Raw genomic sequence first — 21033 nt, forward strand, 5'->3', positions numbered from 1 at the left:
CATGGAACATATCAAAGAACATCATATGCGTTCCATCTTCAAGTCCGGACACCGGATTACTGTTGAAGGCCCCGTGCAGGCCGAGGAGATAACCCGTCTTGCCTTCCATCCGGATCTGGATGCCTTTCGGCGCCCAACGGAGCAGCAGGAAGCTCTCGAAGAGATCGCAGCATTACCTGAAGGGCGAATTATCATTGCACATGAAAATGAGACGATTATTGGTTATGTAACTTTTCACTATGCGGATGATTGTGAACGCTGGTCCGAGGGTAATATGACTGATCTGATTGAGCTTGGGGCAATCGAGGTTGCGGACGACTATCGCTCGCTTGGCATTGGACGTGAGATGTTGCTTACCGCTTTGGAAGATAAATACATGGAGAACTACATTATTTTCACCACAGAATATTATTGGCATTGGGATCTGAAGGGCAGCGGTCTAAACGTATGGGATTATCGCAAAATGATGGAGAGGCTGATGGAAACGATCGACATGACCTGGTATGCAACAGACGACCCCGAAATCTGTTCACATCCTGCGAACTGTTTGATGGTACGTATCGGAAGTCAGGTGCCCATCACATCGGAAGAACAGTTTGATCGTGTACGCTTTCGCTATCGGTTCATGTACTAATTCGATGATCTATTTCGAAAACGATATACATAACAAAAACCGCCTCTCGCAGCGTTGCTCCATACTTCATGGAACAGCTAATCGAAAGGCGGTTTTTCATTGATTTTGGATGGATTTTGCAACTGAAGCTTATGCCATTTACATATTTTCTAACATATGCTCCACAATGCGATGTGAACGCTGCGAAGATTGCACGGTAAATTCAGCAAAGTTAACATGCGCCGAACCATCCGCTTTATCAGACATCCCACGCAGGACAACAAATGGTACTCGATTCATGTAACAGACCTGAGCAACTGCTGCCCCTTCCATCTCGGCACATGCACCGTCCATTTCCGTATATAACATGTTAACTGTATCTTTATTCGCAATAAATTGGTCTCCAGATAACACTTTACCGATCAGGTAATTGGCTCCCTGAGCTTTACACGCTTCTTCAGCCAATGTAATAAGCGAAGCCTCGGCAGGGAATGCAGATGTCTCTTGGTAAGGAATAACCCCGCGTTCGAACCCCAGTGGCGTTACATCCATGTCGTGCTGAATACATACAGACGATATAACCATATCTCCAATGTTCAGATCCGGGTTAACTGCACCCGCAACACCTGTGAAGATAATGCGATCAACCTGAAAACGATCAATCAAGATCTGCGTCGTAACCGCTGCATTTACTTTACCTACGCCGGATTTGCACACGACAATTTGCTTGCCCAGCCACTCGCCTGCAACGTATGTAATCCCGGTTTGTTTGACCGTCTCAAGCTGCTTCATACCCGCCAGCAAAAGCTCGACTTCCTCATCCATCGCTCCGATAATCCCAATCGTTTCACGCATCTTCTGCTACCTCCTATTTTCACTTTTAACCTCATTCAGCACAAAAGCTCCGTCTCCGGAGCTTTCGCATATCCACTATGTAGAGAGAATGGCTTCTCCCTTTCCTGTATAAAATCCCGATTAAACTACATCCGCGTGACTTACAGACAGACGAAGAATCGTTTCATGCGGCAAAATAACCCGTGGGTTCTCCACATTTTCCTTTTTCATCAACTTGGTCAGCAAACGCATCGCTACTGCGCCAAGGTCGTACATTGGCTGAGCCACTGTTGTCAACTGAGGACGCACCATGGAAGCCATACGGATGTTATCCACACTAATAATGGAGAAATCATCCGGTACTTTCAGACCTTCATCCTGAATACTGTGAATGGCACCAATCGCCATTTCATCTGTTGCAGCAAAGATCGCCGACGGTTTCTTCTTCAGTCCGAGGAAATATTTCATCGCTTCCACACCGGATTCATAACGATAGTTACCGATACGTACCAGATCCTCCTGGTATTCCATGCCTGCTGCTTCCAGTGCTTTCTTGTAACCTTGGAAACGTGCATATCCATTTGCAGGATCTTGCAATGTACCACTGATCATTGCAATTTCCTTGTGTCCATGACGAATCAGGGTGTTTACCGCGTCAAACGCAGCCGCCTCATGGTCAATATCCACCGAAGGGAATGTACCCTTCTCATCACTCGTTGCACAAAGTACGATCGGCACAGCCGCAGACTGGAACGCCTGAATGTGCTCGTCCGTTACTGTTCCGCCCATGAAGAGCAGTCCGTCTACTTGCTTTTCGAGCAACGTGTTAATAACACGAATTTCTTTTTCTTTCTTCTTGTCTGCATTACACAAAATAATATTATAGTGATACATATTCGCAATATCTTCAATTCCGCGGGCAATCTCCGCGAAGGTTGAGTTCGAAATATCTGGAATAACGACCCCGACCGTGGTTGTCTTCTTGCTTGCCAGACCTCTTGCTACCGCGTTCGGACGATATCCCAACCGTTCGATGGCTTCATATACTTTTTTCCGCGTTTGCGGTTTCACATTAGGGTTATTATTAACTACCCGTGATACCGTTGCCATAGACACTCCAGCTTCACGTGCCACATCATAAATGGTTACCGTCACAGTACTTCTCTCCATTACCAGTAAATTTTCATACCATTTTCATTAAGATTTATATTACGACAAATTTTTGCATTAATCAATTAAAATAGGCTTTAGGACTCACTCAAAACATTCGTAAGTGTGGTTCTAGTAATATCTGAATGGGAAGTATGCCATACAGGAATTCCCTTTTTGATCAGGATCGCCTGTGGAGATTCGTGCTTAACACCCAGCTTATCTGCTACTTCATTGGATACCGGGCGATCTTCCACAACATAGATGATGCCATATTTCACTTGTTCATTGGCATTGTTAAGCAAATAATCGTTCATCTCCTGATAAGCGTTCGAGCTGATCGGACAGCGCGTGCTATGCTTAAACAGAAGCAAGGGTTGATCCTTGGTAGCCTCCAATGCGGAGTTTAGCTGTTCAATACTTGTCATTTTAGTCATGTCAGCCATTAGATATACATCCCCCTTTACCAGGAATACCGCTATGTTGAGCGTTTTCACTCTTCGATATCTTAACAAAAAGTGCGCGAAAAAGCCAATTTTCATGAAAACAAGCATTTTACACGTCAAAATTAGACAGCATTTGAGAAGTATTCCTGCCACACAAATCCGGATAATTGACTTAATCTGCGCTCCGTGGTCTCAATCCACGCTGTATCACCAGACTTCGTTGCGTAACCCATAATGTCCAGCAGCAGATTGATACGTTCCTCCACTGCTTGCTGCATTCGATATTCCATCTCCCGATCGGTCGCATCCGGCCAGGCCAGCAGTAGCTCATGAAACAGGTCTGCCAGTTCATTACGTTCACCAAAAGATACGTCTTGCTTCACGGGTTGTTCACCCAATGTGCTTATGCATTCTGTTAAGTCCGGCTTGACCGGCGGAAGCACTTCGTATGATACACAGTCTGTACACGCAAATACGGGTACGTTTCGAATCTCCACTTTTTTGGCGTATACCACTGTTCTTAATTCCAACTCCATTACATGTCCACATCTGCACGACTTGCGCACAACCATCACCTCATTCGTTCTATACTCTATATAAGTACCATTCGACCTATTTCGGCTCAAATCCTGCTATAAACGAAAGGTTGCACAAATTACCACTCCCTCCAGATGAAGGTTGTCGAATGCAGGCAGTTACTCACTTGTAATCGCTTCCTCCAAACTGAATATGCACTTCCATGAAGTCCCTTGGAGAATCTGTTACAATTAAAGACGCAACAGACCTAATCACCGCAAAAAGGAGAGATGGACATGAGATTAACCGGTAAAAAAGTCATCGCTCTGGTCGATGAAGAATTCGAGGATTTAGAATTGTGGTACCCTGTACATCGGGTTCGTGAAGAAGGTGCAGAAGTGCATCTTGCTGGAGAGAAAAAAGGAAAAACCTATATTGGCAAATACGGTGTGCCTGCTGAAGCCGAATACAGTTTCGATGAACTCGACAGTTCAGATTACGATGGCATTCTTGTGCCAGGCGGCTGGGCGCCAGACAAGCTGCGTCGTTATCCCAAAGTACTGGAGCTTGTGAAGGAAATGAATGCAGACCGGAAACCGATTGGACAGATCTGTCATGCGGGCTGGGTGCTGATTTCTGCCAAAATTCTGGACGGGGTTACAGTTACCTCTACACCAGGCATTCGGGATGACATGGAAAATGCAGGTGCCATCTGGAAAGATGAAGCCGTTGTTGTTGATGGACATATCATCTCAGCACGTCGTCCGCCTGACCTTCCACCTTATGGCAAGGCATTCTGTGATGCACTCGCTGACATGTAAAAATAACCCCATTGTGCTCTCATGCACAGTGGGGTTATTTTATATAACAAGTTTTTCAATCAATAATTATCACAAATGTAAATATATTAACTTAAAGGTATTTATATCCAGTTTCCCTAATCACGATGCGTTCGAACCACTTTGTTCATCCGGACTTCCCGTGGAGTCATTAAAAACTTGCAGTCGCTCCTCAATATCTCCGCTGGTCCGTAAGGCGAAGCACTTTCGTGCTTCTTCTTTGGCGGTCGATGCTGTTGTGTTCAGCACTCTGTGCTTCACACGTAACAGGGATTGTGGAGACATGCTCAAGTGGCGAATGCCAAGCTCCAACCAAAGCGGAATGGCACGTTCGTCCCCTGCCATCTCTCCGCACACACTGACATCAATTCCAGCCGTATGAGCCGCATCTGCTGTTGCACGAAGCATCCTCAGAACAGCTGGATGATAGGGGTGATACATATGAGCGATCTGCTCATTCATTCGATCTACTGCCAGTACATATTGAACCAGGTCGTTCGTACCAATACTGAAGAAATCAGCTTCCTCTGCGAGCAGATCAGCAATCATCACCGCTGCAGGAACTTCGATCATAATTCCCACCTGAATGTGAGGGTCGTATGATAATCCCCGCTCGTCCAGATCAGACATCGCCTCACGGAGAATCTCATTGGCCTGCTGAAGTTCTTCCACCGAAGAGATCATCGGGTACATAATTTTGACATTTCCGGCCGCACTGGCACGCAAGATGGCTGTAAGCTGTGTTTTGAACAGATCCTTGCGGTCCAGACTAATCCGAATAGCACGATACCCCAGAAACGGATTGTCTTCCTCCGGCAATTCAAAGTAATCGAGTTGCTTGTCACCACCGATATCCAGTGTACGAATAACAACGGATTGTCCTGCTGTTTTCTCTGCCACAAGACGGTACACCTCATACTGTTCTTGCTCACCAGGGAACGTAGCACGGTCCATATACAAAAACTCTGTTCGGAACAAGCCCACACCTTTGGCTCCTTGTTTCAAAGCAAGGTCCAATTCCTTCACCGAACTGATATTGGAAGCCAAGTGCAGAACGGCCCCATCTTTGGTTACAGCATCCACGGTAGCAAGGACTTGAAGTTGTTCCTTTTTCTTCAGTTGTTTGCTGCGAAGCATGGTATACCGTTCAATCGTCTTGCGATCCGGGTCCGTAAATACCAAGCCATTGTCACCATCCACCACAAGCATATCCCCTGTCTCTACCGGCATGCCAAGACTCGCTTCCAGACCGGAAACGAGAGGAATGCCAAGGGCACGAGCCATAATCGCAGAATGTGATGTTTTCCCGCCAATCAAGGTTACAATGCCCAGTACATGGGTGGGATTCAGATGCGCCAGTTGAGATGGCGACAGTTCTTTGGCGACGAGTACATACGGCTGGGTATCGGAAGGAAGTGTAATCTCCGGTGCACCGAGCAAATGCTTGAGCAGACGGTTACCCACATCCTTGATGTCAATAGCCCGCTCCTTCATATACTCGTCTTCCAGCAAGTCAAACATCGTGACAAAATGGTCTATGGCTTCTTTGACCGCCACTTCTGCTGCCTTATATTGACGCTCAATAATACCGCGAATTTCGTTCATGAATACCGGATCTTCCAGGATTGCCAGATGTGCATCAAAGATACTGGACTCCTCTGGACCAACAACTTCCTTGAACTCATTTTTGATATATTCGATCTCATCCTTTGATGTCCGTATGCCCTCATACAGCCGTTCGAACTCTTGGGCAAGATCCACCGAATCCATCTTCTGATCCGGCAGATCCCATTCCCAACTGGGCAGGACAAATGCTTTGCCGATGGCTATGCCTGCAGCTCCGTTGATGCCTTGTATCTTCATTCTACCCCTCCAACGTTCCTGTCATAGAGCACCACGGACATAACGGATGCCTGACCTTTCTTAACTTGCTTAAATGGAGCAAAACTCCATGATTTTACACGATCCGGATTCGTAATTACCATTGGTGTTGTTAGTGACGCCGCTTGCTCGCGGAGTACTGCCAGATCAAACTTGATCAACAACTGCCCTGGCTCCACCGTATCGCCCTCCTGAACAAAAGCTTCAAAATGGCCTTTCAACTGAGAGGTATCGATGCCGATATGCAGTAACACTTCAAGCCCCTCACGGGTAGAAATACCCAAGGCATGCATAGTCGGGTACAAGTGCATAATCGTTCCGTACACGGGTGAGACCAGCTCTCCCTTTTCTGGAACAAAGGCTACACCATCACCGACAAGTTTGGCTGCAAAGATCTGATCCGGCACCTCTTCAATCGGGAGCATTTTGCCCTGAACGGGGGCACAGAACAGCACCTGTTGCAGATCTCTTTCCAGCAGCTTCGCGATTTCTTCCCGAATCAATTCCGAGTAGGTCCCGAATACCACCTGTACGTTACCGCCACCCAGCTTGATCAGTCCAGCGGACCCCATACTCTTCATGGCCCCCGTGTCGATCAGGCGGTCATCATGCACAGTCAGGCGAAGACGTGTAATACAAGCTTCAACCTGTACAATGTTACTCTTCCCACCCAATGCTTCGAGGATTAAAGGTGCCTGATAAGGAATGTTACCTACCCAATCTTCCAGCATAGAGCCCTCTTCACGTCCTGGTGTTGGAATCTTGAACGTACGAATCGCCCATCGGAACAGGAAGTAGTAAACCAGCCCATATAGTATGCCAATCGGAATGAGCTTCCAAGCATTCTCCGATAGATGGAAATTGAGTATGTAATCAATAATACCAGCGGAGTAAGAAAATCCATGCCGGATATCAAGCCAGTAACTAATCCACATGGCAACGCCGGACATCACTGCATGAACGATGAACAGATAAGGTGCTGCGAACAAAAAAGCAAACTCAATCTGTTCCGATACCCCGGTTAGAAAACAAACGAGTGCCGATGTCAGAAAAGTTTTCTTGATTTTTGGTTTCAGATCTTCCCTGGCTTCCTGAATAATAGCAAAAGCTATTGCTGGAATGGCAAACATCATGATGGGAAACAAACCTGCCATAAAGAATCCTGCTGTTGGATCACCTGCAAAAAATCGGGGCAAATCCCCTTGCACAATGTTACCATCAGGCGTTTCAAACGTCCCTAACTGGAACCAAAACACATTGTTAAGCAGGTGATGAAGCCCAAAAGCAACCAGCACCCTGTATAACACTCCGTAGATGAAAAGTCCAAACCCCCCGAGACTGTATTCCCAGGTAGCAATGCCGTTCAATCCATGCTGTAGGATCGGAGCGAGCCATAACATAAAACAGGAGAACAATGCCGAACAGAGTCCGACGATGAGCAAAACAAACCTTGAACCTCCAAAAAACTGTAAAATTTCAGGCAGTTTAATGCTTTTAAACCGATTATGCATCCCACCGGCAAGCGCGCCGAGTATGATTCCGATTAAGGAAGCGGGCTGGACGGTGCCATCCCCGAAGTTCCGAGTCACCTGATCATATATCACGATACCAGCCAGAGCAGCAAGTCCCGCTTGTCCGGCCTGGTTGGAGAGTCCCAGTGCTACACCGACAGCGAACAGATACGGTAAGAAATAAAAAATACCGTGTCCGGCCACGGTAGACACTTCACCGACAATATCCAATCCCCAGGCGTCCCAAGGCAGACTGCCAACACTGAGCAAAATTGCGGCGGCGGGCAGGACCATTGTAGGCAGCATTACCGCTCGTCCGAGCTGCTGCAAGGATCCGAGCCAATTCATGGCGACCTCTCCTTTCTATCCTAGATGGTAAGCTTTACGCAACGTTTTGTCAAAGCAAAACAGTAACCAATTGGTAATTAATAACGGCAAAAATAGAACAGAAAAAATCCCGTCAACTTCAAGTTAACGGGATTCAGCCTATAATCATTCAATTGGTTCAGATCAGGAGATCATTCGATCACAGGTGAACGAGCCTCTCAGCCGCGTCCAGCGCCGCGCAGAACGATGGAATCCTCTACCTTGATACAACGATTCGTTACCGCTGTCATGCCGTTCTCTGCAGCAATCTGGACCGCTTCATCACTATGGATGCCAAGTTGCAGCCACAGCACATTTGCTTTGATGGCAGCGGCGTCACGAGCGACATCCGCGCAAAACTCTTCGCGACGAAACACATTGACAATGTCTACTGGCTCTGGAATATCCGCCAGTGTAGCATATACCGTCTCTCCCAGGATTTCACCTTGCACCTGTGGATTAACCGGGATGATGCGATAACCTCTGCTCTGCATGGCTTCTGCCACCATATAGGAAGTGCGATCTGATTTGTCTGATAAGCCGACGACTGCGATGTTGCCTGCCTTGCGCAAAAGTTGTCCAATTTCTTCACGAGTAGGGTTGTTAAATTCCATGTTCAAGCACCATCCTTTTCTGATTAAAGTGCGTGTTCAAAAAAACAGGTTTTCAGTTATTTACTCTTTTACCCATTGAACCGAGGCGCCAAGCGCCTGCAAATGATCGAAATATTGCGGATAAGACTTGGCTACATGGTGTGCATCCCGAATACGAAGCGGCTCCTTGGAACGCAGACCAACAACAGTGAGCGCCATAATTACGCGATGATCGTAGTGAGCGTTAATCTCAACGCCGCCTTCAACGCCTTCCGGACGTCCATGTACGATAATCTCTGCTTGACGCTCTTCAACGTTTGCTCCTGCCTTCCGCAGTTCGTTCAAGTAATCGGTGATTCGGTCACATTCCTTGTAACGCAGGTTCTCTACATTATAGAACCGTGACGTCCCTTCCGCAAACACAGCTGCGGCTACCATAGCCAAAACGGCGTCCGTCGCGGCATCCCCGTCGAATTCGATCGCTTTCAGTCTGCCATTACCTTGAACGTGTACAACATCGTTCTCATGTGTCAATGGCACTTCCATCATGCGCAGCACGTCAACGATGGCACGTTCACCCTGTTTGCTCTGCTCCATCAGGCGCAGAATTTTCACATCAGACTGTGTAACCGCTGCTGCGGCAAGAACGGCTGCCGAGCCCGGGTAGTCTCCTTGAACCGTGTAGGTCGTTGGCTTGTAAGCCTGTCCACCTGGTACACGGAAGGACATGTAATCATCACTCGCATGGATAACGATGCCTGCTTGCTCCAACACTTCCAGCGTCTGTCCGATAACGACCTTGGACTTCAGGTCATTCAGCACTTCAATGGTGCTGTCTTCTGCAAGCAACGGTGTTACAAACAACAATGCACTCAGATATTGGGAGCTGACGGAGCCGGATACACGAATGTGTCCACCCTTGGCATTGCCACCTTTGATTGTAATCGGCAAGCGTCCTTGTTCGTGCTGTACTTCTACGCCCAATTGACCAAGCGCATCGATCAGGTCATCATGCGGACGTTTGCCCAAAGAATCCGGGTACGTATTCACAAATGTAACTTCGGGGCAGAGCGCTGTAACGCCCATCAGGAAACGAAGTACAGCACCCGCATTCCCAACATTCAATTCACGCACATCACGGGGATGACTGCCAAAGCCCTTGATCACAATCTTGCTGTCGTCTTCTTCAAGTACTGCACCCAGATCGCGAATACATCTGCGCATGGCGTCACTGTCTTCACTGTGTGCCGGGAAATGAATGGTACTTGTGCCTTCTGCCAGCGCAGCAGCCAGCAAATAGCGGGTAGTGTAGTTTTTAGAGGACAGAGCCCCGATTTCCCCGTTCAGCGTGGGGGTTGGTTTAACAATAACGTCCATGGATGAAATTCTCCTTCATTGATTATATTGTGGCCAAATTGACATTCCGTGCATCGCTTGGGTATCATTATAGCGTTAAGTCCATACAGAAAAGAGGACCTGAATATGACACAAATAGCTGAAATTGAAACGTCTGAGCTGCGCCGCCGTTTACAGGCGGGAGAGAAGCTGCAGATGATAGACGTCCGCGAGGACGATGAAGTCGCGCAAGGCATGATCGAAGGAGCCAAGCATATTCCGCTTGGACAGATTCCGGACCGACTGTCTGAGATTGAGAAATCAGGCGAGATCGTGATCATCTGTCGTAGCGGTTACCGCAGTGAGCGTGCATGTGAATATCTGCAGCAACTGGGATATGAAGGCTGTACAAACATGGTCGGCGGTATGCTTCAGTGGCAACAGGAAGACTAGAGAAACCCGGAGAGAAGCGAAGCATTTGTAACCTTGTGACTTCTGCTCTGCTCCACTCCTAGAAACGGGCCTATATGGCCCGTTTTGTTATATCTGCCACCACCTATCAACTATTAAACTTCCATGATAACAAGCTTAGACGCGGTAATGCGCTAAAATTATACGAGTCACTTCAGCGGCGGATAACTCGGTTGTATCCACCGTATAATGTGCGAACCGATATGCGTCTTTCCGTTCTTCCATAATCGTCTTGATGCGTTCCTCTGCATTGCCTGCAAGAAGCGGACGATTGTCACAGCCGCTAACACGTTCTACAATCACTGCCGGGTCAGCAGTCAGGGCAACAACCCAACCATTCTTCGACATTACGTCACAATTATCCGAACGCAGCACCACGCCACCTCCGGTCGCTATGACCTGTGACTTTTTCTCCAGCACCGAGCATAACATGCGGCTCTCGGCATCACGGAAATACGTCTCTCCCTTGCCAGTGAACAGTTCCGGAATCGTACAGCCTTCCTCTTTTTCCACCGCGGTGTCCACATCAATCAATCGATAACCAAGCTCGCGTGCAAGCATGTCAGCGACGGTTGATTTGCCGGTTCCCATCATACCAATGAGAATAATATTGTTAGACTTGCTCAAGGTGTACACTCCTTTAATTAAAGCAATTCGTGAGCACTTTTGTCCTATCATAACACAGCCCTGCGGACTGGGAAAGACCATCTCCTTCACCGACTTCCTTTCGACCATCCGCAACCTTCCAAGACAGATTAAGTAACTCCCGGCATCTAATCCTACGTCAGATCACCCTCAAGCAGTTTTGAGCCCCCATACGTCTCAATCAGTAACCAACCAACAACCTAACGAACTCCAATGAGCTTATTTAAGTAAAATAGGCGCAGTTAAACTTCTAACGAATCTCAGTAAGCTTATTTCAAAAAATCACCGTCAAAACACCGAAATTTCGCTGCAAATTATCGAAATAGGGCCTTCTGAGTTCGTTAAAAAATAGAACCGACTCATTTTGCCAAAATAGCGTGTCTCATGTTCATTAGGTCTAGAATCAGCTACATATCTTCTACATCAACACTATTACTGTATAACAAGTAAAAAAAGAGGCCTGGCGTTAACCGGCAATCACCGGAACGCCAAACCTCTTTTGAACCTATTAGCAGGCCAAACCTCCTGCTTAAGGGCACTTTGACCAAATCTAATAGACTTGTATATGTGGTACTACTCCATCCAGTTGTGGTGGAAGCTGCCTTCTTTGTCCACACGTTTGAACGTGTGAGCACCGAAGTAGTCACGTTGAGCTTGCAGCAAGTTTGCTGGCAAACGCTCTGTACGGTAGCTGTCGTAGTAAGACAGTGCGCTGGAGAAGCCAGGTACCGGAACACCTTGTTTTACAGCAGCCGCTACAACTTCACGCCATGCGCCTTGATAAGATTCAACGATGTTTTGGAAGTAAGGATCCAAGAGCAAGTTTTTCAGAGCTGCGTCTTTATCATAAGCTTCCTTGATGTTTTGCAGGAACTGCGAACGGATGATGCAGCCACCGCGGAAGATCATGGCAATGTTGCCGTATTTCAGATCCCAGCCATACTCGTCGGAAGCTGCACGCATTTGTGCAAATCCTTGTGCGTAGGATACGATTTTGCTTGCAAAGAGGGCTTTACGCACGCTCTCGATAAATGCTTTTTTGTCGCCGGAGAACGCTTCAGTCGCTGGTCCATTCAGGATTTTGCTAGCTGCTACACGCTCGTCCTTCATGGCAGACAGGAAACGAGAGAATACGGATTCCGTAATCATGGACAATGGTACGCCGAGATCCAGCGCACTTTGGCTTGTCCATTTACCTGTTCCTTTTTGTCCAGCCGCATCCAGAATAACGTCAACCATTGGTTTTCCTGTTTCTGGATCATATTTGGAGAAGATATCTGCTGTGATTTCGATCAGGTAGCTATCCAGCTCTCCTTGATTCCACTCGGTGAAGATTTCATGCAACTCTTCAACGGAAACGTTCAATACGGATTTGAGCAAGTGATAAGCTTCACCAATCAACTGCATATCTCCGTACTCGATACCGTTATGCACCATTTTCACATAGTGTCCGGCACCGTCAGGTCCAATATATGTACAACATGGATCGTCACCGACTTTGGCCGAGATCGCCGTCAGGATCGGTTCAACCAGTTTATAAGCACTTTCCTGTCCACCTGGCATGATGGAAGGGCCTTTCAGTGCACCTTCTTCACCACCGGATACACCTGTACCGATGAAGCGAATGCCTTTGTCTTCCAACTCTTTGCTGCGACGTTGCGTGTCAGGGAAGTATGCGTTCCCTCCATCAATGATGATGTCGCCCTCATCCAGGTGAGGAAGCAGTTGTTCAATGGTAGCGTCGGTCGCTTTGCCGGCTTGTACCATGATCAAAATTTTGCGCGGGGATTCCAGGGATGCTACGAACTCTTCAATGGAGAATGAGCCTGTCAGGCTTTTACCTTCAGCTTCTTTCAGAAGATCATTGGTTTTCTCCGGGGAACGGTTATATACCGATACTGAGAAACCTTTGCTTTCAATGTTAAGGGCCAAATTTTTGCCCATGACAGCCAGGCCAATTACGCCAATTTGTTGTTTTGTCATCTGGTCCTCCATCCTTTGCTCCAATTAATTTTATTGAAATAAATTCTCAACAATACTCCCATTTTAACGGTTTTATGTATAGAAGTGAACCCCGTGGCACAGCTACGCAACGAGAAAACACTTCAATCTGCTGAGGTGTTCATCGTATTTTCATAAATAGAACCGTGAAGATAATACATCATGCCAGAGTAATCCAATTAAACCAATATTGTATTGTACAATGTTATAATTATATCCAATGAAATTCGAACAAAAAGGAGGAGTGTACATAATGGCCTTAGAGCAGCTCTCAAAAGAGGAACGGTTTTCCCTGGATATTCGAAGAACATTTCTTCTGGGGGCGTATATGAATGAATGGGGGGTGCCAGAACTCAGGATCATTCTTTCGAAGCCAGAAAGAAACATTCATGTAGAAATCTATTATTTTCCTGCCACAATTCAATCTGGCATCGCAAGATTCGTGACGGTTGGGTTGTCTCAGGCAATGCGGCCCTCAGGAGAGCTTGTAGCTGCTGAATGGATGCTTGCGCTGCAACCGGATCTTGGCGGTGAAGAGGTGGGGCGTGTCAACACCTACCTGGTCGATCTGATCTCCCATCACATCGAAAATGTGCCGGATTCAACGGTTCCCCGTGTGATGGAATCAAGCGAATTAGCACCAGCCCGATGGAATGCGACTGCCTTTCTCATTGATGAATTGCGGGGAGAAAAAGAATCCCTTGAACAGATTCAAGTGGGTCATGAAACGATAGCATTACTGTGGGCAGTACCCATCACTTCTTTTGAAGCCAACCTATTGCTCACCAAAGGATTGGATGAATTTGATGCCTGGATTGAAAGCTCGCAATATTCCATCATCAACCCCTGTCGTCCGTGATGCCCGTCAGGCACAAAAATAGAGCCCTGGCTTCCGCCGGGGCTTTGGTATAGATGACTTTCAAAAGAAATATTCATCAACCTTCCAGCATTAACAGATGTCCAGACAACTGTTTCAATGCTTCGCGGCAGGCATTTGCCTTTTCCGTATTATTCAGCTGAACAGCCGTATACAGGCGCTCCAGTTCATCGTCCACTTCCATGCGCAACAACATGAGCCTCTCCTCACCTTCACGCGAGAGGAACATTTCTTCCATCTCTTCCGCCGTCGGCGCAGGTTCCTTTTGAAAAATGACACGCTGCTTGAACCCGGACACTTCCACGAGCCGAATAACTTCACCGAATAAAATATTCTCCACGGTCATCTGCTGATCCTTGAACCGCTTCACAACTGCATGCCCGCGTGTATCTCCAATCAGCTTTTCCAGCCACTCTGCAAGTTTTGCATCCTTAATGATATAATCCCCAGTCATCTTGTAGTTCCCTGTGCGTGTCTGTTGAAAGCGGAGCTTTACCAGCTTGCGGCCGGTCCGGACTGACAGGATAAAAAAGGATTCGTCCTCGCTCCAATATAGTGAATATCCCTCACGAATAAGGTCTCTGATCAAATTTTGGATATGCCGACGGTTGAACCGCAGCTCCAGATTGCAATATTCAACTTCATAACTCTTATTCACGGCACTCCCTCCATCTGTACCGGATCAACTCCGGCCCTCGTCTTCAATCGCTTCTACTCAATCGGCTTACCCTATTTTATACTTCATTTTATGTAAGGGTACTTGGTTATTTGACTATTTTTCACCGAAAGGACCGCCGGATTGCAGCTTTCCGCAGACGCACAGGGGCAAGCCCCCGATTATCATGATATAACGGACGCCAAAAAGGGAGTTCCACAACCATGATGGTTAACGGAACTCCCTTTTCTTTCACTTATTTGGCTGGAGCGGTGCGAAACGGATTGCGGGATAACACAAAGTGCACAACGGCAAGTCCTGCCATGACGATGGCACTGCCAATGAATGGAGCCGGATGGCTAACGTGGTCCCACAGCAGTCCGGAAACAATGGGGCCTACAACCATGCCTGATCCTTGCAATGTAAGGAAGAATCCCCAGATTGCTCCCCGCTCCCCTTTGGGAATCAGTGTGGCTACAAAAGCATTCCAGGCGGGCAGAATCATGGCATAACTGATGCCCACCAACATGACAACACCAAACACCACCGGAATGGATGTTATGGAGGAGAATGCGAACAGACTCGCCGCCGCCATCAAAAAACCAACGTTCAGGAACGGTTTCGTGCCAAACCTGTCTACCATTTTACCTACAGGCAGTAAGGCAATAACGGTTATTCCACCTCCCGCAATCAGCAACAAACTGTAAAGGTTCGGTGAGATGTGCAGATCTGTGCGTGTATATAGCGTGATTACTGGACTAAGCAAACCAATGACAAACGACTGCATAAACAAGGCAGGATACACAAGTGGATTAACATTAAGTGTGCTGCGTACCCGTTGTAGTGTACCCTTCACACTCTTTTGCAACCGGATGAACGGCGTGAGCAGATTCGGTTTGGCTGGATATTTCACATCACTATTCTTCGCTGCTTGCTCGGCATGCTCTCCTTCAACAATGACACGTCCAGGAAGAATCATGGCCACCAGAATAACGAGAATGGCACAACCCATCAACACGAGGAATATAGTTCGATAATCATGATGCGTGCGCTCCAGCAACCAGTTCATGCCGATTGGTCCAAGGCCTGTACCGCCCAGAGCGGCCATCTCCAGCGCCCCCATTGCTGTACCATTCTTGTTCTGTGGGCCAGACATCGCCGTCACCCCTGTCATGGCGCAAGGCCAGAGCGGTGACGTACCAATGCCAAGAATGAGACAGGCCATGGCCAGTCCAAAGGCACTTTTGAGAAAAAGGATCATAATAACAGCGATTAAGGTACAGATTAGTGCTGTAACCATCGTTGCGCGGAACCCGATCCGTTCTGCTGCCCAGCCGGAAGGCGCCCGGAACAGATTATCTCCCAGATATTGAAGAGCAAATGCCACACCAATGACGCCTGCAGACAGACCCAGTATATTGTCCATATAGACGGGCAAAACAGCTACCAACAGGGCCCCTTTGATAATTTCAACTAGAAAAAGTGTCAGCCACATCGCGATAAAAAATGGTGATCGCAAAATTTTGGCTGGTTTTGTATCGGTTTGCATTCTTTTTCCCCTTTCGCCGTTCAATTGCCTATTCCCTATCCTTAGTGTAACCGTGGGGAATGTGTCCAAATCTCGGCAATTCAAAAAATTGTCGATTATACTGTTGCATTCGGTTCTTAATTTGCTATACTCATCTTTGTTTACCAATTTTATTAGGAAGGGTTGTGACAGCACTGATGAATCACCACCGTACGCCGCTGTTTACCGCTTTAAAAAATCATGCGGCACTCAATCCGGTACAGTTTCATATTCCGGGCCATAAAAAAGGATTGGGAGCGGATACCGAATTCCGTGAATTTATTGGCGATAATGCCTTCTCCATAGATTTGATTAACATCGCACCGTTGGATGACCTGCATCAGCCAACCGGTGTCATTCAGGAAGCACAGATTTTGGCAGCAGATGCCTTCGGAGCCGATTATACCTATTTTAGTGTACAAGGCACAAGCAGTGCCATTATGACCATGATTCTGTCTGTATGTTCACCGGGTGACAAAATTATTGTGCCCCGTAATGTGCATAAATCGGTTCTGTCCGCCATTATTTTCTCAGGCGCCAAACCCGTATTTGTGTCTCCTTCACAAGATGCCAATCTGGGCATTGACCATGGAGTGACTACACAGTCTATCCGTCGCGCACTTGAGCGTCATCCTGATGCCAAGGCATTGCTTGTAATTAACCCGACCTATTACGGCGTGGTTACAGATCTTAAAGAAATAGTTGAGCTGGCACACAGCTATCAAGTCCCTGTCCTCGTTGATGAAGCACATGGCGTACTCATTCATTTCCATGAGGATCTGCCGTTGTCTGCGATGGCAGCAGGTGCCGATATGGCTGCAACCAGTGTTCACAAGCTTGGTGGCTCCATGACACAGAGTTCCGTACTCAACCTGAACACAAAGAATGGGTTCGTGAATCCACAGCGTGTACAGACGATCCTGAGTCTGCTCACCTCTACATCAACTTCATACATTTTGCTTGCTTCACTCGATACATCAAGACGTAACCTGGCACTCCACGGTCGTGAGATTGCACAGAAGGCGATTGAACTAGCTGAGTTTGCCAGACGTTCGATCAACGATATGGATGGCCTGTATTGCTTCGGTAGAGAGTTGCTGGGCACAGAAGCGACCTTCAACTATGATCCAACCAAAGTAACGATCCATGTTCGCCATCTGGGTATTACAGGGTATGAGACAGAGAACTGGCTGCGTGAACATTACAACATCGAGGTTGAACTTAGTGATATGTACAATATTCTGTGTCTCATCACGCCAGGAGATACAGATGATAGCGTGGATATCTTGCTAAACGCTTTGCAGGATCTATCCCGTACCTATTATCAAGTTAACCCGGCCCATGAACTGGTGGTAAAAGTTCCTGATATTCCACAGTTGATGCTGACTCCACGTGATGCATTCTACGGTGATACCGAAGTGATTCCGTTTAAGGAATCCGCAGGACGTATTATCTCGGAATTCATCTATGTCTATCCGCCAGGAATTCCGATCCTGTTACCGGGTGAGGTTATCACCCAGGAAAACATCGACTACATCATCGATCATGTCGAGGTTGGATTGCCTGTCAAAGGACCCGAAGATCGCAGCGTAACCAACGTTAAAGTGATCGTGGAAGCCGATGCCATTTTCTAGAACAACCCCATTTGCGCTGTAAATGGGATGAACTTAAAGGACCAAGCCTTAAGCTTGGTCCTTTTTTATTTTATGGGACAAGCGAGTTTGCATTTTCCCGTCTATTTTGTCGTTCAAATCGGTGGTGTAAATGCTCGTATACTCTTAAAAAACAAACAAAAGGCCCCCTGAGATCAAGGAGCCTTCATGTTATGTTCCAAAAGAATGACTATTCTTGTGATGCAACGAGTTCGTTGTAAGCCGCTTCAACGCGGTTCCACTCTTCTTCGTCTTCAATATTGTAGAGCACCATTTCCTCGTCTTCTTCTTCCATACGCAGGATGATGCCGTCAGCTTCAGGATTGTTACGTTCCAGCAGGAGCGCATAAACATGCTTCTCCACGTCAAACGTCTCCACCAAAACCATCTCCACGTCTTGGCCGTTCTCGTCTGTTAATGTGAGAAGGACTTCTTCATGCTCGTGGTCGTGGTCGTGGTCTTGCCCGCATCCGCAGCCATCGCCGTGTTCATGTGTGTGATCGCTCATTGAAATACCTCGCTTTATAAATAGAAATTGTGTAACCTTGCATATCGTAACATGTTCAATGACCCAGGTCAATTTAACTCACAGGGTAATTTTCGCTTCAATCGTTCAGCGCTGTAATGATTTTCTCCGCTACCAGGACGTAGCTGCTGTTTGCATTTTCTTTAATATGAAAGCCGACTTGATACTTGCCGGCACGACTGAAATCGTACGTAAAATCGTATGTGCGGAACCAGAAGTTATCCTTCTGTGTCGTAAGCTCCTGTGACTGGATATCCTTCACCTGACCGCTTGGATTGGTAATCGTTACTTTCACCGCAGCTACATCTGCTGTCAGACTGTCCACTTGTGAAAATACATTGAATTTCAGCTTACCTACGTTAACGTTGCCAAATACAGTGTCTCCCTTGAAGAGAAAAATATGTACATTCGGTTTGATCACCGTTACTCTCTTGTTACTGCTGTCCCATTTGACGACGCCTCCGGCTTCCCTTACAGGTACATAGGTCGTTCCATCAATGAGATAACCTCCATCCGCTGCTTCCTTGCCGTTAATGAGAACACGAATCTTCTCGTTCACCGAATCTGCAAACAATAAAGACCCGCCGAGCAAGGAGAATACCGTGACACAAAGCAATATTCGTTTCCATTTCATCCCGTCAATATTCCCTCCCCTGCTGCTAGCTGTTGTACATTTATACTGCAGATTCATCCACAAAGTTGCGCTGTTTTTCATCATTTTTCATTTTTTATCCAGAATTTTTTCCACCCCTTGGAATGAACAAAAAGAGGCGATCCTCATTAAAGGATGCCCCTGATCTATAATTGTTATATATGCAGCATTATACGAAGAGTTATGAAGAAGTATGGCGAGTCAGGATACAGGGAACACCTTTGCCTATAGCCCCTTCGATTCGCATCCGTGCAGCGTAATCCATGCCACGTGTACATGGTGTCTTGCATTTTTCACATACATCCGAAGTGACCAACTTCATGGATACACGAATTTTGTCACTCTTTAATGCGGGAGCTTTCTTTCCTTTTGCTTTTGCCATCCCGGATTCCCCATTTCCCCAAGTGCTTACTGATGTAATGCATCATATGGGGATTCGCCCGGTTGTGTGTCTATTTAGAAAACGTATTTAAATAATAAAAATATGACAAGGAGGATACCTCCGAGAATGAGCCAGTTGCTGATTTCATACCAAATGCTCTTGCCTCCGGACAGGTATTTCTGTTCATTCTCCTGATGACGCTGACGGTGGGTATCGGTCTCAGAGCCATGGGGTGGTTTGCTAAAATCCATCATAAGTACATTCCCCTTTCAGCAGTTTTGTATAATCTTAATACCATTATAACCCATAATTGAGTATTAAATTGATTTTTCTGTATAAAAAGGGCTGTTTCATACAAATGGTTCTATTGGATAGCAGTTAATTCTTCTTCTGTGACCCATTTGTGATTCTTAACCAAATCTCCCCCTGTTGTCGGGGTATAATCAACCATATATACCGTTGTCTCTTCAGCAGTATCAATTGTGGCCTTCGCACCCTTCATCCCTTTCATGTGATCAGCGCTCAACACTACCTCAGAACCTGCCGCATACGGTTGTTCCTTATGGTCCTGTATTTCCTCATGGATAACCCATTTATGATTTTGCACGGGATCTCCGCCTGTTGTTGGTGTATACGTAACTGCATATACCGTAGTTTCATATGCTCCAACGATCTGTGCTCTCGCACCCTTCATGCCTGACATGTGGTCGGCACTCATCAGCGCCTGGCTTCCTACTGGGAAGGTGGGGTTGTTTTTTTCCCGCAGTCCTTCCGGTAGCTCTCCCGATTCAGAATGGTGCATCTCACCTGCGGCAGCTGTATGACTGTCATCGTTGCTTTCAATAGTTTGCCGAGTCTCCTTGCCACATCCACTCAAAATCAAACTGCCTGTAATCAATATAGTCGATAGGGTCAGTAAATATTTTTTCATGTTTTGCACTCCTTTAATTCTATTTGTATTATTCATTATACCCCCTATAGGTATATTGCAATCATTATTATTGCTTTTTCCGGGCAGACGTATCTTACAACGGAGCAAAATAATACAAAAAAACCTCCGATTTCTCGGAGGCTTCTTTTAACAACAAATAGTTTCAATGATTACGCCAGTTCCACGTTAACATTCACGTTCCCTTTAATTCCTTTGGAATATGGGCAGTAGTCATGGGCAAGTTTCACAAACTTCTGTGCTGTTTCCTCATCCAGACCGAGAATCTTAACTTCCAAATCGACTTGAAGCTTCACACCGTTGTCCTCAGAGTCCGTCACCAACATTACAGTAGCAGCTACGGTACTTCTTTCAATTTCAACTTTGTGTTTCTTCAATTGAAACTCCAGTGCGGAGTTAAAACAAGCACTATACCCTGCTGCAAACAACTGCTCCGGATTTGTAGCTGTCGTCACTTGTCCTCCAAGTTCAGGCGGTGCAGCAACATCCAACATAAACACGTTATCTGGGGATTGTACGATTCCTTGACGTCCGCCTGTATTGATGACTGTTGTTTCATATAATGTTTTCATT

General features: G+C 46.7%; 23 protein-coding genes. 5 read left to right on the plus strand and 18 right to left on the minus strand.

Annotated features, from left to right (window positions below):
* The first annotated feature begins 1 nt into the window (after position 1).
* Positions 2-634, plus strand: coding sequence for a GNAT family N-acetyltransferase (locus MKY87_RS05795; protein WP_340963322.1), 633 nt, complete (start codon positions 2-4; stop codon positions 632-634).
* A 138-nt stretch (positions 635-772) separates the two neighbouring features.
* Here the strand turns inward: MKY87_RS05795 and MKY87_RS05800 are convergent, their stop codons facing one another.
* From MKY87_RS05800 to MKY87_RS05815, 4 genes are all read right to left on the minus strand, one after another.
* A complete protein-coding gene (locus MKY87_RS05800; RefSeq protein WP_340914005.1) occupies positions 773-1468 on the minus strand; it encodes a 5'-methylthioadenosine/adenosylhomocysteine nucleosidase in 696 nt (231 codons plus the stop codon).
* A gap of 120 nt (positions 1469-1588) precedes the next feature.
* Positions 1589-2602: a catabolite control protein A gene (ccpA, locus tag MKY87_RS05805; RefSeq protein ID WP_062835383.1), complete on the minus strand. Its 1014-nt coding sequence runs from the start codon at positions 2600-2602 to the stop codon at positions 1589-1591.
* Positions 2603-2694: 92 nt separating this feature from the next.
* On the minus strand, positions 2695-3042 hold the full coding sequence (gene ytxJ / locus MKY87_RS05810; protein ID WP_076211424.1) for a bacillithiol system redox-active protein YtxJ: 348 nt from the start codon (positions 3040-3042) through the stop codon (positions 2695-2697).
* A 122-nt stretch (positions 3043-3164) separates the two neighbouring features.
* Positions 3165-3578 (minus strand): hypothetical protein, encoded by a 414-nt coding sequence (locus MKY87_RS05815; RefSeq protein ID WP_338587884.1) that lies wholly within the window; start codon positions 3576-3578, stop codon positions 3165-3167.
* A 276-nt stretch (positions 3579-3854) separates the two neighbouring features.
* On the opposite strand from MKY87_RS05815, the gene MKY87_RS05820 reads away from it, so the two are divergent.
* Positions 3855-4379: a type 1 glutamine amidotransferase domain-containing protein gene (locus MKY87_RS05820; RefSeq protein WP_339782732.1), complete on the plus strand. Its 525-nt coding sequence runs from the start codon at positions 3855-3857 to the stop codon at positions 4377-4379.
* Positions 4380-4499: 120 nt separating this feature from the next.
* On the opposite strand, the gene ptsP is transcribed toward MKY87_RS05820, so the two are convergent.
* The 4 genes from ptsP to aroA form a co-directional block, all read right to left on the minus strand.
* Positions 4500-6260 (minus strand): phosphoenolpyruvate--protein phosphotransferase, encoded by a 1761-nt coding sequence (ptsP, locus tag MKY87_RS05825; protein WP_036674873.1) that lies wholly within the window; start codon positions 6258-6260, stop codon positions 4500-4502.
* Positions 6257-8137 (minus strand): glucose PTS transporter subunit IIA, encoded by a 1881-nt coding sequence (locus tag MKY87_RS05830; protein ID WP_036674872.1) that lies wholly within the window; start codon positions 8135-8137, stop codon positions 6257-6259. Before MKY87_RS05830 ends, ptsP begins: the two co-directional genes overlap by 4 nt.
* A 197-nt stretch (positions 8138-8334) precedes the next feature.
* Positions 8335-8769, minus strand: a complete 435-nt coding sequence (locus MKY87_RS05835) for a CoA-binding protein (protein ID WP_017687409.1) — start codon at positions 8767-8769, stop codon at positions 8335-8337.
* 60 nt (positions 8770-8829) lie between these two features.
* Positions 8830-10125 (minus strand): 3-phosphoshikimate 1-carboxyvinyltransferase, encoded by a 1296-nt coding sequence (aroA, locus tag MKY87_RS05840; protein ID WP_340963325.1) that lies wholly within the window; start codon positions 10123-10125, stop codon positions 8830-8832.
* A 105-nt stretch (positions 10126-10230) separates the two neighbouring features.
* Between aroA and MKY87_RS05845 the strand changes: the two genes are divergently transcribed.
* Entirely contained in the window at positions 10231-10536 is a 306-nt protein-coding gene (locus tag MKY87_RS05845) for a rhodanese-like domain-containing protein (RefSeq protein ID WP_017687407.1), read from the plus strand.
* A gap of 135 nt (positions 10537-10671) precedes the next feature.
* Here the strand turns inward: MKY87_RS05845 and MKY87_RS05850 are convergent, their stop codons facing one another.
* Both MKY87_RS05850 and gndA read right to left on the minus strand, forming a co-directional pair.
* Complete coding sequence (locus MKY87_RS05850; RefSeq protein WP_340963327.1) at positions 10672-11181, minus strand: shikimate kinase; 510 nt, start codon at positions 11179-11181, stop codon at positions 10672-10674.
* Between the two features lie 591 nt (positions 11182-11772).
* Positions 11773-13182 carry an NADP-dependent phosphogluconate dehydrogenase gene (gene gndA / locus MKY87_RS05855; protein ID WP_340963329.1) on the minus strand — a complete coding sequence of 470 codons (1410 nt, stop codon included), beginning with the start codon at positions 13180-13182 and terminating at the stop codon, positions 11773-11775.
* A gap of 271 nt (positions 13183-13453) precedes the next feature.
* Between gndA and MKY87_RS05860 the strand changes: the two genes are divergently transcribed.
* Complete coding sequence (locus tag MKY87_RS05860; RefSeq protein WP_340963332.1) at positions 13454-14059, plus strand: suppressor of fused domain protein; 606 nt, start codon at positions 13454-13456, stop codon at positions 14057-14059.
* 76 nt (positions 14060-14135) lie between these two features.
* Here the strand turns inward: MKY87_RS05860 and MKY87_RS05865 are convergent, their stop codons facing one another.
* Together MKY87_RS05865 and MKY87_RS05870 are read right to left on the minus strand one after the other, a co-directional pair.
* Positions 14136-14735 carry a hypothetical protein gene (locus MKY87_RS05865; protein ID WP_091028595.1) on the minus strand — a complete coding sequence of 200 codons (600 nt, stop codon included), beginning with the start codon at positions 14733-14735 and terminating at the stop codon, positions 14136-14138.
* A 253-nt stretch (positions 14736-14988) separates the two neighbouring features.
* Positions 14989-16281 carry an MFS transporter gene (locus tag MKY87_RS05870; RefSeq protein ID WP_133385500.1) on the minus strand — a complete coding sequence of 431 codons (1293 nt, stop codon included), beginning with the start codon at positions 16279-16281 and terminating at the stop codon, positions 14989-14991.
* Positions 16282-16457: 176 nt separating this feature from the next.
* Between MKY87_RS05870 and MKY87_RS05875 the strand changes: the two genes are divergently transcribed.
* Positions 16458-17933 (plus strand): aminotransferase class I/II-fold pyridoxal phosphate-dependent enzyme, encoded by a 1476-nt coding sequence (locus MKY87_RS05875; RefSeq protein WP_047844430.1) that lies wholly within the window; start codon positions 16458-16460, stop codon positions 17931-17933.
* 208 nt (positions 17934-18141) lie between these two features.
* On the opposite strand, the gene MKY87_RS05880 is transcribed toward MKY87_RS05875, so the two are convergent.
* The 6 genes from MKY87_RS05880 to MKY87_RS05905 form a co-directional block, all read right to left on the minus strand.
* The gene (locus tag MKY87_RS05880; RefSeq protein WP_036614722.1) at positions 18142-18459 is read right to left on the minus strand and encodes a DUF1292 domain-containing protein; all 318 of its coding nucleotides are present in this window, start codon (positions 18457-18459) and stop codon (positions 18142-18144) included.
* A gap of 97 nt (positions 18460-18556) precedes the next feature.
* Positions 18557-19111: a copper amine oxidase gene (locus MKY87_RS05885; protein WP_036614723.1), complete on the minus strand. Its 555-nt coding sequence runs from the start codon at positions 19109-19111 to the stop codon at positions 18557-18559.
* 199 nt (positions 19112-19310) lie between these two features.
* Complete coding sequence (locus tag MKY87_RS05890) at positions 19311-19511, minus strand: hypothetical protein (RefSeq protein ID WP_338587893.1); 201 nt, start codon at positions 19509-19511, stop codon at positions 19311-19313.
* A 74-nt stretch (positions 19512-19585) separates the two neighbouring features.
* Complete coding sequence (locus MKY87_RS05895; RefSeq protein ID WP_017687398.1) at positions 19586-19765, minus strand: hypothetical protein; 180 nt, start codon at positions 19763-19765, stop codon at positions 19586-19588.
* A 110-nt stretch (positions 19766-19875) separates the two neighbouring features.
* Positions 19876-20442 carry a YdhK family protein gene (locus MKY87_RS05900; protein ID WP_339790341.1) on the minus strand — a complete coding sequence of 189 codons (567 nt, stop codon included), beginning with the start codon at positions 20440-20442 and terminating at the stop codon, positions 19876-19878.
* Positions 20443-20612: 170 nt separating this feature from the next.
* Entirely contained in the window at positions 20613-21032 is a 420-nt protein-coding gene (locus MKY87_RS05905; RefSeq protein ID WP_017687397.1) for an organic hydroperoxide resistance protein, read from the minus strand.
* Position 21033 lies beyond the last annotated feature (1 nt).

Origin of the sequence: Paenibacillus sp. FSL R7-0198 (assembly GCF_038000415.1) — a bacterium.
Classification (GTDB): domain Bacteria; phylum Bacillota; class Bacilli; order Paenibacillales; family Paenibacillaceae; genus Paenibacillus.